Below are 13580 nucleotides of genomic sequence, written 5' to 3' on the forward strand. Positions count from 1 at the left end.
AGGTGCCTGAACCGTTCCGTGGTGTGTTCACACCCGCCACCGCAGCGGTTCCTAGAATCGGAACTGCAGGGGGCTGCACACATGGAGAGGTCCCGTATGGACACTGCGCCAAGGACATGGCAGCAAAGGCCACCCGCCCTGCAGATGGAGTGGCCTGGCAAAGCCGAGCTGGACACCGCCCACTGGCAGCTGCTGCTGGGCGACGGACCGGTGCTGACCGCCGCCATCCATGACGGGCACGCGATGCGCCCCGGGCTGCGCCGACACCTCGCCGTGCCCGCCGAGGAGCGCCTGCGCGAGGAGGATCCACTCACCGGCCTGCTGGCGGCCACCGGTGACTCGCAGTTGCACGTGCGGACCTCGCGCTTCGAGGTCGATCTCAACCGTCCACGCGAGCGCGCATTCCCCCGCGGGCCCGAGGACACGTGGGGACTGCGGATCTGGCGCGAGTTCCGCCCGAGCAGGAAATCGAAGCCTCGCTGGTGGTTCATGACCGCTTCTACCGGATGATCGAGCAGGTGGTCGCCCGCCAGATCGAAACCTTCGGCATCGCCGTGGTCATCGACATCCACAGCTACAACCACCGTCGTGACGGGGCCGGACAGGCGCCGGCGGATCCCTCCGGCAATCCCGACATCGACGTGGGACTCACCGAACTCGACCGGGTCAGGTTCCGCCCGCTGGCCCAGGCGCTGATGCACCGGCTGCGCGAGGTTCCGGTGCGCGGCAACGCGCCCGATGTACGTGCCAACGTGCGCTATCCCGATGGCGGGCACTTCCCGAAATGGCTGCACGCGCGTTTCGGTTCGCAGGTGTGTGCGATCACTCTGGAGTACAAGAAGATGTTCATGGACGAATGGAGCGCCACCGCGGACATCGTCGCGCTCGAGGCGCTGCGCGCGGGGCTGCTGCATGCGCTTGACGGCATCCGGGAGCACCTCAAGTGAGTCCTCGCGAATCGGCCGTGTCCCGGGTCCTTCCCCCGGTCGCCCGTCACATCGACGCCGAGCTCGCGCGCCTGGAGGATCGGATCGACTGGCTGTGGTCGCTCTCGCCGATCCACAACGATGCGATGTGGCAGGAATTTCGCGACAGCGGCTTCCGTACGCTGCCACCCATGCGGTACGGGGAGAAGCGGACGCGCAGCCTGCCCGGGCTTCGCGAGGAATTGCTGGCCCTGCCCATCGCGGACATCGAGGAGCCGTTGTTCGAAAGCCTGCTCGGTGAAAAGCAGCGCGAGCTCGATCGGCAGATGGAGCTGGTCCGCCTGCGCGACAAGCCGGGCTTCCACCAGGCCAGCATCGACCTGTTCGGTGATGTGCCCGCCCGCCTCAGGCGTGCCGCGCGCGAGGTCATGGCCGCCGCTGCTCCCGGAGGCGCGCTTCCCCGCGATGCCGGTCTCGACGAGGTCGTCGCGGCCGCCGAGGAGGAACTTGACTGGTACCGCGAGCGGTGGAGGGCTTCACATCGGACGTGGTCGTCGCCGACGACCTCAACTCGCTGCTGATGGTTTCGCGTGGCCGCCTGTACATCGCCGAGGACATCCGCGTTGCGCGCAGCCGGGTGGATCCCCTGATCCAGCACGAGATCGGTACCCACGTCGTCACCCACCACAACGGCTCGCAGCAGCCCCTGACCCAGCTGGCCAGCGGACTGGCCCACTACGACGCCCTGCAGGAAGGGCTGGGCGTGCTGGCCGAATACCTGGCCGGCTACCTGCCGGCCGAGCGCATGCGCGTGATCGCCGGACGCGTGATCGCCGCCGACATGATGCTGCACGGTACGACGTTCGCCGATGTCTTCGCCTGCCTGGACGACGAGTACCAGCTCGACACCCACGACGCGTTCGACGTGACGGTGCGCGCGTTCCGTGGCGGGGGACTGACCAAGGATGCCGTGTACCTCGCCGGACTGTCGGACATCCTCGACTACCTCTCCGAGGGCGAGCCGTTCGAGGACCTGTTCATCGGCAAGTTCGCGTTGTCCCAGATGGACACATTGCGGGAACTGGCCGGGCAAGGCTGGGTGCACCCACCGGACGTCATGCCGCGCTACCTGGAGAATCCTGCCGCGATCAAGCGGCTGGAACGCTGCAGGCAGATGCCACTCGACCAGCTGTTCCACCGGGAGCCACACGCATGAAGCTCGGGTTCGTCATCAACGACATCTCCACGGAGAAGGACAACTACACCACCCTGCGCCTCGCCCGCAGGGCGATTCGGGATGGCCACGAGGTGGCGATGATCGGCCTGGACGGTTTCATCTACACCTCCGACGAGTCGATGTGCGGCCTGGCGCACCGACCCAGCCGCGACGAGTACGCCGACGACGCGGAGTTGCTGGCCGACCTCGCCCGTCCCGGCGTGGAGCGCGAGAGCATCGCGGTCGCCGAGCTCGACGTGCTGCTGCTGCGCAGCGACCCGGCCGACGAGATCGGCAAGCGGCCATGGGCGCCGACCAGCGCCCTGCTGTTCGCGCAGCTGGCCGCGCAGCGGCGGGTCATCGTGCTCAACGATCCCATCCATCTCGCGGATGCGTCGAACAAGACCTACTTCCAGGGCTTTCCGGCCGAGGTCCGGCCAGTCACCTGTATTTCCTACGACCCCAAGGCGATCCGCGATTTCGTCGATGCGCATGACGGCAGCTGCGTGATCAAGCCGCTGCAGGGCTCGGGCGGGCGCAACGTGTTCGTCGTTTCACCGGGCGATGCAGCCAACATCAACCAGATCATCGAGGCGGTGACGCGCGACGGCTATGCGATCGCGCAGGAATACCTGCCCGAGGCCCGCGAGGGCGACGTGCGCATGATCACGCTCAACGGCCGGCCGCTGCAGGTCGATGGACGCTATGCATGCTTCCGCCGCCGCGGCAACGGCGGCGATGCCCGCAGCAACATCAGCGCCGGTGGCAGCGTCGAGGTGGCCGAGCCCGACGAGCGCGCGCTGTGGCTGGCCGAGATGGTGGCGCCCAAGCTGATCCGCGACGGCATGTACCTGGCCGGGCTGGACATCGTCGGCGACAAGATGATCGAGATCAACGTCGACACCCCGGGCGGCATCAACATGGCCGAGGACCTGACCGGCATCGACTTCAGCGGCGCCATCATCGCCGACCTGGTGCGCAAGGTGCAGATGCGCGACCACTACAAGGGCACGCTCTCCAACGTCGAACTGGCGTGCCTGTAGTCGCGCTCAGCGCGCGATGAACTGCGTGCGCACCGCCTCGGCCAGCAGCTCCGGTGGCAGCATGCCCTGGTCGAGCAGGAAGTTGTTGTAGGCGCGCCGGTCGAAGTCGTCGCCCAGCGCGAACTCGGCCTCGGTGCGCAGCTCGAGGATGCGCTGGTAGCCATAGAAGTAGCTGCCGGCCTGGCCGGGAGCCCGGAACTGGTAGCGGTCGAGTTCCTGCCGCGCCATGGCCGGGGACAGCACGACCTCCTCGAGCAGGATCCGCTCGGCGGCGTCGCGCTCGATCAGCCCCAGGTTGAGCATCGGATCGAGGATCGCGCGTGCGGCCCGCATCAGCCGGAACTGCAGAGCGATCAACTGTCCCGCCGGCGGCTCGTACGGCACCATCTCGGCTTCGGCGTACAGGGCCCAGCCCTCGACATTGACGCTGTTGCGCGCGAACAGGCTGCGCGCCAGGCTGACGCCGCGCTCGATCATCGAGGTGAACTGAAGTTCGTGGCCGGGCCGCGCCTCGTGTGCCGACAGGGTCCAGGCCGCCGCACGGAAGGTGAAGTCGTCGTAGCTGTCTCCAGGGCCGGCGTCGGCCGACGGATTGCCGAGCGGGAGCACGAACTGTCCCTGCTCGCCGGTGTTGCCGATCAACGGGGCCGGGCGGAAGTGCGGGGCCGGGCTGGCGGCGCTTTCCGCTGCCGTACCCAGGCGCATGACCACCGGGCGTTGCGGGATGTCGACGATGCCTTCGCGCGCATGATGACGTCGATCTCCTCGATGACGCCACGGTAGTAGTCCTCGATCTCGTCCTCGGCCAGCTGTTCGCGCTTGAGTGCACGAATCACGTCGCGATAGTCGCTGGCGTCGAGTCCCTCGGCCTCGGCCACCTGCGGTGCGAGGCGCTGCATCTGCTCGCGGATTTCGAAGAACGACGTTCGCGCGGCAGCCATGAGCTGCTCCGGGGCGATGTCGATGCCGAACTGGCGAAGGTTGTAGGCGTAGAGCTCCTCGGGCAGGCGCCCGTCCTCGCGCGTGCGCGGCAACACCGTCGCGCGCACCCAGTCCAGGTGCTCGGCGACCTGACGGTCGAGTTCGTCGAGCGCATCGGAGGCATCGACGCCTTCGGCTTCGAACAGCTGCCGCAGGCCGGCCACGAAGGTCGGTGCGTTGGCGATGCCCTGCTCGACCTCGCTGCGTGGCGGTCCGATCAGGTTCGACTCGTCCATGCGCGCCTCGAAGCGCGCGCGCGCCTGGGCGAAAATCGACTCGCTCTCTTCGTCGGCCTCGTCGTGCAGCCCGAGGTAGCGCTCCAGCCGTTCCGGCGCAGCAGCGCGGCGCGCTTCCGACAGCCGCCCTGCAACAGCGCCTGCACGCCGCGAAAAACCAACGCCGGCGCATCGACAAAGGGCAGCAGGTGGCGGCCATGGATGTCGATGCCTTCGATCTGGCGCCGCGTGGCGTCGATCATCAGCATCAGGTCCTGGCGCACGTTGGGGTCGCGCTCGTTGAGCAGTTCCGCCTGCAGTTGGCGCATGGCCTCGTTGAGCGCGTCACGCCGGCGCTCGTCGAGCTCCGGACCGAGGTCGGCCACTTCGCGATCGAAACGTGCCATGCCGAGGCTGGTGGCCATTTCCGGCGAGAAGCGCGCCTGCACCTCGATCAACGCGCGGGCATGCTCGTCGCTGCGCTCGACCCATTCGGCGGCGGCAAGCGCACCCGGCGCGAACCAGGCCGCGGCCAGCACGACCCACAAGACCCGCGAGATCATGACGCCCATGTGCGCTCCCCAGAATCCGGTTGGACCCTGAAGCTAACCCCGGGGGCGGGCCGGGACAAGGGCAGGCGCCGTGCCGCTCACGCCGTCGACACGACCAAATGTGAATTGTGGCGTCCCCTTCGATCTTCTACAGTGGAACACTGCCCAGGGATGGGCCGTCTCCGTCCAGACCCAGGTGACCACGTCCACGTGACTGCTCAGGTGATCCTCGCCGACACGCTCAACCGGCCGCTGCGCGACCTGCGCATCTCGGTGATCGACACCTGCAATTTCCGTTGCCCGTACTGCATGCCGGAGTCGGAGTACGCCGACTACAGCTTCCTGCGCTGCGAGGAGCGGCTGTCCTACGATGAAATCGAGCGGCTGGCGCGGGTGTTCGCCCGCCTGGGCGTGAACAAGCTGCGCCTGACCGGAGGCGAGCCGCTGCTGCGCAAGCGGCTGCATGAACTGGTCTCGCGGCTCTCGGCGATCGACGGCATCGAGGACATCGCGCTGACCACCAATGCGATGCTGCTGGCGCCGCAGGCCGAGGACCTGGCCCGGGCCGGCCTGGGTCGCGTCACGGTCAGCCTCGACAGCGTCGATCCCGATGTGTTCCGCGCGATGAGTGGCGGTCGCGGTGACCTCGACCGGGTACTGGCCGGCATCGAGGCCGCGCGAGCCGCCGGCCTGGCGCCGATCAAGCTCAACGTGGTCGTGCAACGCGGGATCAACGACGACGGCGTGGTCGCCCTGCTGGAACGCTTCCGCGGCACCGGCACGATCGTGCGCTTCATCGAGTTCATGGACGTGGGAACGCGCAACGCGTGGAACCGGGAACAGGTGGTGTCCTCGGCCGAGCTGCGCGAGCGCATCGCCCGCCACTGGCCCCTGCGGGCGCTGGACGAAAGCTACCGTGGCGAAACCGCCGAGCGCTACGCCTTCACCGACGGCGCCGGCGAAGTCGGCTTCATCTCCTCGGTGAGCCAGCCCTTCTGCGGGGACTGCACGCGCGCGCGCCTGTCGACCGACGGCCAGCTGTTCACCTGTTTGTTCGCCTCACAGGGCACCGATCTTCGCGGCCCGCTGCGCGATGGTGCCGGCGAAGACGAACTGCTGGAGCTGGTGACCCGCATCTGGCGTGGGCGAAGCGACCGCTACAGCGAGGTCCGCGCCGAGGTCGACGGCCGGCGCGCCCGCAAGCGCATCGAGATGTACCAGATCGGCGGCTGAGCGACCGCTCGCGTGATCAGAGCCCCACGAGCGAACGCCGCAGGCCCCAGGATGTTGTAGAGTGCCGCGCATTCCGGCTGACCCGGAATTCCAAAGGGGAACACACATGCGCATCCTGCACGCCCTGGTGCTGGCCGTGGCCACCACCTTGCCGGGCTCGCTCTGGGCCGGCGACACCCTGCTGATGGCGGACAACTCCATCGATACCGTGGCAGGCGCCCGGATCCACGGCGGCCGCGGCCCCGAGCTTCGCGGCGGCGAGTCCGGCCAATGGAAGCCCAGCGCGGGCACGCGTGGCGGCGCGCTTGCGGCCGGCGTCATTGGTGGATTCCTTGGTGGTGGCATAAGCGATCGCGTGATGCAGCAGGCCCGTGACGCCTCGGTCGCCGATCTGGCCGAGCCGGCCCAGGAGGACAACCGACTGCAGGAGCTCCTGCTTGCCCGCATTTCGAATGCCCTGGAGGCACAGGGTTCCACCGTGTCACAGACGATCACGGCACGCCGGCTCGAGCGGGGCTTCCTGAGCCGGGTATCCCCGAACGAGGACGTGACCCAGGCGCTCCTGGTGATGCAGCGGCACGCGCGACCGCCGGTGGAGATGAGCTGGGATGACCGGCATGTCCTGGTAGGCGCCAACGTCGAGCTGTCTGAGCGCCGGGGCCAGCGCTTCAGCCGCGTCCACTCCGTGCAGGTGCAGTACGTGAGCCCGCCGATGCCGGGCGATGATCCGTTGGCCGCTTGGGCCGCGGACGGACAGCAGGCGTTCTTCGCCACGGTCGAGCGCGGCATCGATGCGGTCATGGCCCTGGCCCTCGACCGCGAACTCGAGGTGCCGCGTGTTGCCAGGAACGAGCGCGCCGAGTTCGAGTTCGCCGGTACGTCGCGCAGTTTCCGCGGCCGCCTTCTGCACCGGGACGGCGCGCTCGCCGTTCTGGCCACGCGCGACGGCCTGATGGTGATCGACACCGGCTCCTACTGAGCCGGACCCACAGGTCCGGCGCATGGGGCGCGCCTAGTCGCGCTCGATGCGCGCGAGGTAGCGGCGGATGCGTTCGGCGTTCGCGCGACATCGCTGCCGCCCAGACGTGACATCGAACGCACGTCGATGCGGCTGCCGGCTCCGTCGGCCCTGACGCGAACCACCACGTCGTCCTTGAAGCCGTACCAGAACGTGGTGTCCGTGGCCTCGATGCGGCCGTCTGCCGCGTTGGCATCGGCGATATCCCAGCCCATCGATCTGGCGGCGGCCAGCGCGCGCTCGAAGGCGTGCGGCGGCGGCGCGTCGAGACGCATCGGCTGCACGTCGGGATAGGCCTCGCGCTGCTGCCGGGCGATGTCCTCGCCGGCGTACTCGGCACCGTTCGGCGCTTCCAGGCGGGCCGGCAGCAGGGCAACGACGCCGGCGGTTCGGTGGTGTCGGTGGTGATGTCGTGGATCGGCGGCACGGAACGCGCCTTCTGCAGCCCCGCCCAAGGCACGTAGGCCACGGACAGGCCCAGCACCAGGGCGACCACGGCTGGCCAGGTGCCCGCGCGGCGCAGCACGGGCACCAGCAACGACAACAGCCCGAGCGTTGCGCCCGCCAGACCGATGAACGCCGCCCAGCGCATCAACGAGAAGCCGGTGCGGAAGCCCCAGAGGTCCAGCCGGGCGCCGGGGCCGGAGACCAGCAACAGCACCAGGGCCACGACGGCCAGTGACAATGCGAGAAACGGGAGGATCCTGGCTTTGCGTCGCATGGGGTTCTCCTGAGGGTGGGCGCATTGAAGCGGCCGCCGGGTGTGTTCGGAGTGAAGCGGGCCTGCGCCTGCGCCATGACCGATGGCAGTGTCGCTCAGTCGCCCCCCTCGGCAAACTCCCGGTGTCGATGGGCACACGCAGGAGGCCGCCCTTGCAAGCCTACCCCGAGCACGACCGCCATCCCTGGCTGAAGCGCTTCATCGAACGCGCCGGCCACCCGCTGTTCCTGCTCGGCGCCCTGGCGCTGTGGTGGGCCATGGGCCGGAGCGAAGTCGCGGCGCTGGTGGCCTCGGCGATCATCCTGGCGCTGATGGAATGGCTGGAACGGGTGGTGCCTGCCAAGCCTTCCTGGCGGCTGTCGGCGCGCCAGCGCCTGGCGCTGGTGGGGTGGTACCTGGCGATCCTGCTGGTGACCGGCGTGGTGCTGGCGAGCTACGGACTGCTGGTCACCCCAGCGCTGGCGGGCCTGCGCGAAGGGCTTGGGGTGACGCTGTGGCCGGCCAGCTGGCCCGTGCTGGTGCAGGTGCTCGCGCTGTATTTCGCCGCGGACTTCATCTACTACTGGATCCATCGCGCGATCCACCGCTTCGGCTGGTTCTGGCGCCTGAGCGGGCATGGCGTGCACCATGCCTTCCACAACCTGCATGCGTTGAACGTCGGCGCGGCCCATCCGCTGGAGACGCTGTTCCTGGCGCTGCCGACGGTGCTGCTGGCCGGACTGTTCGGTGCGCCGGGCGAGGCGGTCGCCGGCGCCGTGGTTCTGCTGGTGGTCAATGGCACGCTCGCGCATGCCAACCTGCGCATGGACACGCCGGTGCTCAACTGGTTCTTCACCTCCAGCAACCAGCACCGTCGCCACCACTCGCAGGTGTACGCACACAGCAACACCAACTTCGCCTGCAACGCGATCGTGTGGGATCGCCTGTTCGGCACCTACAGCGATGGCGATGTCGAGCAGACCGGCATCGGGCCGCGCCAGCCCGGGCTGTGGGAGTTGCTGCGCCTGCCCTGGCGCGAACCCGACGACGCCGACACCGCGGCGTCGCGTCGGCGTCAGCGCAACCCGGCCAGCTGAACGACGGGCCGGGGTTCGGCGGTGTCGGCCGCGCCGCCATACCCGCTCATTTGCAGCCTGACGAGGCCATGGGACCCGGGATGGCGACGTCGAGGTCCACCCGGACCTGCTCCTCCCCACGGCTCCACACCTGTCGCACCCGGTCACCGTCGTCCTGGAGGGCATCCAGGCGGTAGCCGAGGGCCGGCAGGGTCGCGTGGAAATGCGCCAGGGCCGCATCCAGCCCGCCGTGCAGGACGGCCACCGTGCGGTCGGCCGGGCCATCCCGGGATGCGGTGGCCGAGGACGGCAGCGGCACTTCGACCAGCAGCTCCGGAGCCTCACGGGCTGGAAGGACCTGGACGCCGACTCCGAGGCTGGCCGAAGCGCCATGGGCCGGCGCGACGCTCATCAGCACGACGGCGAGGCTGAAGGTGGAAACGAGCATGGACCGGCACATGGGGGGCATCCGGCAGCGGGGAAGGGGGTGCTGCAGCGTCATTGGGCGCCTGGCAGTCACGTAAATCCCTGACGCACCTCATGCTTTTTCTCTTCCCTGTCGACCCATGACAGGAACTGTGACCGGTCGCAGATGGCTTTCGTGACGCACCACGCGTTCAACGCCCGGGTTCCAGCGGCGCGCCAGGTGCCGCGCGTTGTCAGTGGGCATGGCAGCAAGGGACCAAATGCGACACCACCGGAAATGTGCGGCGTGTCACAGAAACGGCCACGACTGCGACGAATTCCCACAGCAAAACGAGAACGGCTTGACAGTTTGGCGGCGCTCGCCAAAGTGGCAATCCGCGACGGCGGGCAACCGCCTTTTGCTCCCGCGCAGTCCACGTGGACCGCACGCCAGCCGTCGGTCCCATTCGATTTTTCAGGAGAATCCACGCAATGAACGCACTTCCCCGCCTCGCCGTGCTGGCCTCGTCCCTGCTCGTCGCGCAGGCCTTCGCCGCCGGTTCGCCGCAGTCCTCGAACTTCGACGTCACCGCCACGGTGCTCGGCAGCTGCGTCATCACCGACACCCAGAACATCGATTTCGGCCAATACGACCCGGCTGACGCCAACCTCACTGCCCACCGAGATGCGGAAGGCAGCGTCACCGTGCGGTGCGTGCGCGGCACGGCGGTAACGGTGTCGCTCGGCCAGGGCAACAACCAGGCCGACGGTTCGAGCTGCGCCACGCCGCTGCGCCAGATGGCCGCCGGGACCGAGCGGCTGGGCTACGGCCTTTACCAGGACGCGACCCGCAACACGCCGTGGGGCTGCGACGCTGCCAACCAGCAGGAATTCACCGCTGCTTCGCCGAGCACGCCGACCGTGTTGACCACCTTCGGCCGCATTCCGGGTGGACAGGACGTTGCCGCCGGCAGCTACACCGACCGCGTGACGGTCGACGTGACGTTCTGAAGCCGATTCCCGGGGCGGCCCCGTGCCGCCCCGGCTCGCGGGAGATGACCGATGACGCGCCGTGCATCCACGCAGGCCCGGCCCGCCACCTTGCTCAACGCCGGCCTGATCGGCAGCCTGGCGCTGCTGCTGGCCGGTGCACCGAGCGTGGAGGCCGCTGAATTCACCGTCAGCCCGACCCGTGTCGACCTCGACGCGGGGCGTCCGACGCAGACCCTGGTGTTCGGCAACCAGAGCGAGGGCACGCTGAGTTTCGAGGTGTCGGTACGCTCCTGGCGCCAGGACGAGACCGGCCAGTGGATCCTGGAGGACAGCGACGAGCTGGTCGTGCATCCGCGGATGCTGCACATCGAACCGGGCCAGCGCGGCAACCTGCGGGTGGGTTTCCTCGACGAGATGCCGCAGAACGAGCGTGCCTACCGCATCGAGGTCAACCAGTTGCCCGACGCCGCGGCGCCGCGCGCCGGTGCGGTGCAGATGCTGACCCGCGTGAGCCTGCCGGTGTTCACCCAATACACGCCCGGCCACCCCGGGCTGCACCTGGTGCAGGCGCGCTGGCAACAGGGCCGCCTGTGGCTGCAGGCCCGAAACGAGGGCTCACGGCACGTCTCGCCGATGCCGGGCACGCTGCGCGTGTTCGACGCGCAGCAGCAGGAGATCGCCCGGACGGACATGACCCTGGGCTATGTGCTGGCGGGGGCGACGATCGAGCTCGAACGCCCGGGGCTGGGTCACGCCTGCCGCGCCGCAGCCCGGATCGAGTTCACCGCCGAAGGTCTTTCCGAACCCCTGCTGGCCGACATCGACGCCACCGCGCGGACATGCGCGGACTGACAACACGTAGCACCCGCAGCCCGGCCTCGACCCGAACCCGCCTGCGTGGCGCGGCGCTGGCGCTTGGCCTGGCGCTGGCCGGACTGTCCCCGGTGCTGGCCCAGCCACCGGAGCTGATGCTGCTGGACCTGTGCATTGACGACCGGTGCCACGGCGTGGCCGCGGTACTTCGCCTCGACGACGGAATCTGGATCGAACGCGGCGCGATGGAACGCGCCGGTCTGGATCAGCCTGCCCTGCGCGAGCGGCTCGTCGACGGACGCACGTATCTGGACCCGGCGAGCCTGCCGGGCGTCCACGTGCGGCTCGACCTGTCGGCGCTGCGGGTGGATCTGGACATCCCACCCGAAGCACGGCCTGGCCAGGCGCTCTCCGCTGCGCGCCCGGAAGCCTCCCCGGACATCACCCACCCCTGGGCGGCCTACCTCAACTACAGCCTTGGGATCGAGGACGGCGGCCGCAGCGACCTGTTCGCCGACGCCAGCCTGGGCCGCGGACCCGTGGCACTGCGCACTACCGCGCTGTGGAACTCCTCGACCGGGTTCAACCGCGGCCTGACCCGGCTGGAGCTGGACCAGCCCACGGCGCTGCGCCGCTGGATCATCGGCGACCAGTTCGCGGGCAGCAGCGATGCACTCGGCGGCGGGGCCCTTGTCGGCGGCGTGGGCGTGCAGCGTGCGTTCGAGCAGGACCCGTTCCTGAACACGTTCCCGCAACCGTTCGTGGCCGGCGTCGTCGACGCGCCCGGCATCGTCGAGATCTATGCCAATGGCCAGTTGCTGGCGCGCCGGGAGATCCAGCCCGGCCCGTTCACGTTCGAGGGGCTGGGCGTACCGCCAGGACGCAGCGACGTGCAGGTGGTGCTGCGCGATCCGTTCGGCGGGCGGCGCGAGATCGGCGGAATGACCTATTACGGCAGCTCCACGCTGTTGCGCGAGGGTCTGAGCGACTACGCGATCAGGGCGGGCCTGCCGCGCGACGCGAGCCTCGGCGGCAGCTACGGCTCCGACCCACTGATGCAGGCCTATTACCGGCGCGGGCTCAGCGACCATTTCACCCTCGGCGGACGCGTCGAGGCCGACGCACTGGTGGCCAACGCAGGCCTGGATGCCGGCCTGCGCACGGGTCTGGGGGAGTTCGGCCTGACCCTTGCCTCGAGCCGCCACGACGAGGCCGGCACTGGGCAGGCCTTCGCTCTGCGCCACGTCTGGAGCACCCGCACCTGGAGCCTGTCGAGCGGTTGGCGGCGCTTCGACCCGACCTACCGCACCGTGGGCGCCCCGGGTTTCGACGGGGTGGCACGCGTACTCGAGGACAGCTTCGTCACCGGCTCCTGGTCGCCGGAGGGCCGCTGGTCGCTTCGCGCCAACATGGGGACGCGGCGCCTGGAGCAGCATCGCGAGCGCAACGCCGGAATCGGCCTGGGATTGCAGTTGCCGGCCCGGGCCCGCCTGCTGGCGAACATCGAGCGTCGCCTCGGGCCCGGCGGCCACGACACCGTGGGCTTCCTGAGCGTGATCGTCGCCCTCGACACCCCGCGCGAGTCGGGCTGGGCTCCGCACAGTGCCTCGGCCGGCCTGGGCTGGAGCGACAACGGCGATTCGGTCGACCTGCGCACGGGCGTGCGCGCTCGCGCCCGCCGGCCACCGGCTGGGGGTACGACGTCGACCTGGGCCACGGCGAGGAGGGCACGCGGGGTTTCGGCCAGCTCGAATACCAGGGCCGGCATGCCCGCTATGCCCTGCAGGCCCAGCGCGTGGGTGGGTTCGAGCGCGTGCGCGCACAGGCGAGTGGCTCGGTGGTGGGCATCGGCGGCCGCGTCTTCGTCGCGCCGCCGCTGGATGCCGGCTTCGCCCTGGTGCGCCTGCCCGGCGTCGAGGGCGTCCCCGTGGAGCGCGAGGGTCTGGAGGTCGTGCGCACCGATGCGCGGGGCGACGCGCTGGTGCGCGGCCTGTTGCCCTGGTATCCGGTCCGCGTAGGCTTCGACGCGACCCGCCTGCCGATCGGCTACCGCTACGACACGGCGCTCAAGCGGGTGGTCGTCGCGCCGGGCACCGGTGCCATCGCCACGTTCGACGTGACCGCCCTGCAATCGCTTCGCGGACGCGTGCTGCTGGGGCACGGCCGGGAGCCGGCGGGCCTCGGCACGCTGGTGGTGCTCGACGATTCCGGCGCCGAGCTGGCCCGCTCGTCGCTGGGCAGCCACGGCGACTTCTGGTTCGACCACCTCGCCCCGGGCGCCTATGATGGCGTCGTACTGCACGACGGGCGCGAGTACCGTTGCCGTCTCGCCTTGCAGGGCCCGGCACGCGCCGGCATCGCCCATGCGGGCGAGGTCCATTGTCCGGGGGATTCCGATGGAAACTAGGTG

General features: G+C 69.4%; 14 protein-coding genes and 2 pseudogenes. 12 read left to right on the forward strand and 4 right to left on the reverse strand.

Translation table 11 applies throughout. From position 1 onward, the window contains the following. Positions 1–96: 96 nt before the first annotated feature. Genes FU658_RS08855 through FU658_RS08875 form a run of 5 tightly spaced genes read left to right on the forward strand, consistent with a single transcriptional unit; the run spans position 97 to position 3185 of the window. Positions 97–510 (forward strand): N-formylglutamate amidohydrolase, encoded by a 414-nt coding sequence (locus FU658_RS08855; RefSeq protein ID WP_187266020.1) that lies wholly within the window; start codon positions 97–99, stop codon positions 508–510. Further along, entirely contained in the window at positions 483–947 is a 465-nt protein-coding gene (locus FU658_RS08860) for an N-formylglutamate amidohydrolase (RefSeq protein ID WP_222708392.1), read from the forward strand. The genes FU658_RS08855 and FU658_RS08860 overlap by 28 nt, the downstream gene beginning before the upstream one ends. Next, entirely contained in the window at positions 944–1507 is a 564-nt protein-coding gene (locus tag FU658_RS08865) for a tyrosine/phenylalanine carboxypeptidase domain-containing protein (RefSeq protein ID WP_147891751.1), read from the forward strand. Before FU658_RS08860 ends, FU658_RS08865 begins: the two co-directional genes overlap by 4 nt. Further along, positions 1453–2142, forward strand: a complete 690-nt coding sequence (locus tag FU658_RS08870) for a tyrosine/phenylalanine carboxypeptidase domain-containing protein (protein ID WP_187266022.1) — start codon at positions 1453–1455, stop codon at positions 2140–2142. The genes FU658_RS08865 and FU658_RS08870 overlap by 55 nt, the downstream gene beginning before the upstream one ends. Further along, positions 2139–3185, forward strand: a complete 1047-nt coding sequence (locus tag FU658_RS08875) for an ATP-grasp domain-containing protein (RefSeq protein ID WP_147891753.1) — start codon at positions 2139–2141, stop codon at positions 3183–3185. Before FU658_RS08870 ends, FU658_RS08875 begins: the two co-directional genes overlap by 4 nt. A gap of 6 nt (positions 3186–3191) precedes the next feature. On the opposite strand, the pseudogene FU658_RS16050 reads toward FU658_RS08875, so the two are convergent. Together FU658_RS16050 and FU658_RS15260 are read right to left on the reverse strand one after the other, a co-directional pair. Then, a pseudogene (locus tag FU658_RS16050) lies at positions 3192–4489 on the reverse strand (DUF885 domain-containing protein). Beyond that, positions 4384–4953: a DUF885 domain-containing protein gene (locus FU658_RS15260; RefSeq protein WP_255505503.1), complete on the reverse strand. Its 570-nt coding sequence runs from the start codon at positions 4951–4953 to the stop codon at positions 4384–4386. Before FU658_RS15260 ends, FU658_RS16050 begins: the two are co-directional and overlap by 106 nt. 150 nt (positions 4954–5103) lie before the next feature. On the opposite strand from FU658_RS15260, the gene moaA reads away from it, so the two are divergent. Then, entirely contained in the window at positions 5104–6165 is a 1062-nt protein-coding gene (gene moaA, locus FU658_RS08885) for a GTP 3',8-cyclase MoaA (RefSeq protein ID WP_147891754.1), read from the forward strand. 106 nt (positions 6166–6271) lie between these two features. Next, positions 6272–7144, forward strand: a complete 873-nt coding sequence (locus FU658_RS08890; RefSeq protein ID WP_147891755.1) for a hypothetical protein — start codon at positions 6272–6274, stop codon at positions 7142–7144. On the opposite strand, the gene FU658_RS14755 is transcribed toward FU658_RS08890, so the two are convergent. Further along, positions 7138–7638 (reverse strand): DUF1499 domain-containing protein, encoded by a 501-nt coding sequence (locus FU658_RS14755; protein ID WP_222708393.1) that lies wholly within the window; start codon positions 7636–7638, stop codon positions 7138–7140. The genes FU658_RS08890 and FU658_RS14755 overlap by 7 nt on opposite strands. Positions 7639–8056: 418 nt before the next feature. Here FU658_RS14755 and FU658_RS08900 point away from each other — a divergent pair, with 418 nt between their 5' ends. Beyond that, complete coding sequence (locus FU658_RS08900; RefSeq protein ID WP_187266023.1) at positions 8057–8980, forward strand: sterol desaturase family protein; 924 nt, start codon at positions 8057–8059, stop codon at positions 8978–8980. A 46-nt stretch (positions 8981–9026) separates the two neighbouring features. Here the strand turns inward: FU658_RS08900 and FU658_RS08905 are convergent, their stop codons facing one another. Next, complete coding sequence (locus FU658_RS08905) at positions 9027–9407, reverse strand: hypothetical protein (RefSeq protein WP_147891757.1); 381 nt, start codon at positions 9405–9407, stop codon at positions 9027–9029. 449 nt (positions 9408–9856) lie between these two features. Between FU658_RS08905 and FU658_RS08910 the strand changes: the two genes are divergently transcribed. The 4 genes and pseudogenes from FU658_RS08910 to FU658_RS15270 all read left to right on the forward strand — a co-directional run bounded on the left by FU658_RS08910 (position 9857) and on the right by FU658_RS15270 (position 13577). Then, the gene (locus FU658_RS08910) at positions 9857–10375 is read left to right on the forward strand and encodes a Csu type fimbrial protein (RefSeq protein ID WP_147891758.1); all 519 of its coding nucleotides are present in this window, start codon (positions 9857–9859) and stop codon (positions 10373–10375) included. Positions 10376–10426: 51 nt separating this feature from the next. Continuing rightward, positions 10427–11209 (forward strand): fimbrial biogenesis chaperone, encoded by a 783-nt coding sequence (locus FU658_RS08915; RefSeq protein ID WP_147891759.1) that lies wholly within the window; start codon positions 10427–10429, stop codon positions 11207–11209. 206 nt (positions 11210–11415) lie between these two features. After that, positions 11416–12372: pseudogene (locus FU658_RS15265) on the forward strand (fimbria/pilus outer membrane usher protein); the annotation flags it as partial. A gap of 77 nt (positions 12373–12449) precedes the next feature. Then, positions 12450–13577 carry a fimbria/pilus outer membrane usher protein gene (locus FU658_RS15270; RefSeq protein WP_255505513.1) on the forward strand — a complete coding sequence of 376 codons (1128 nt, stop codon included), beginning with the start codon at positions 12450–12452 and terminating at the stop codon, positions 13575–13577. Positions 13578–13580 lie beyond the last annotated feature (3 nt).

The sequence above is a fragment of the Alkalisalibacterium limincola genome, assembly GCF_008017755.1.
Taxonomy (GTDB): Bacteria; Pseudomonadota; Gammaproteobacteria; order Xanthomonadales; family Xanthomonadaceae; genus Alkalisalibacterium; species Alkalisalibacterium limincola.

Excerpts from the sequence above, each read along its gene's own strand:
- FU658_RS15260 (WP_255505503.1), bottom strand. The coding sequence starts at position 4,953 with ATGGGCGTCATGATCTCGCGGGTCTTGTGGGTCGTGCTGGCCGCGGCC.
- FU658_RS08905 (WP_147891757.1), bottom strand. The coding sequence starts at position 9,407 with ATGCTCGTTTCCACCTTCAGCCTCGCCGTCGTGCTGATGAGCGTCGCG.
- FU658_RS08890 (WP_147891755.1), top strand. The coding sequence starts at position 6,272 with ATGCGCATCCTGCACGCCCTGGTGCTGGCCGTGGCCACCACCTTGCCG.
- FU658_RS08875 (WP_147891753.1), top strand. The coding sequence starts at position 2,139 with ATGAAGCTCGGGTTCGTCATCAACGACATCTCCACGGAGAAGGACAAC.
- FU658_RS08855 (WP_187266020.1), top strand. The coding sequence starts at position 97 with ATGGACACTGCGCCAAGGACATGGCAGCAAAGGCCACCCGCCCTGCAG.
- moaA (WP_147891754.1), top strand. The coding sequence starts at position 5,104 with ATGGGCCGTCTCCGTCCAGACCCAGGTGACCACGTCCACGTGACTGCT.
- FU658_RS08910 (WP_147891758.1), top strand. The coding sequence starts at position 9,857 with ATGAACGCACTTCCCCGCCTCGCCGTGCTGGCCTCGTCCCTGCTCGTC.
- FU658_RS08915 (WP_147891759.1), top strand. The coding sequence starts at position 10,427 with ATGACGCGCCGTGCATCCACGCAGGCCCGGCCCGCCACCTTGCTCAAC.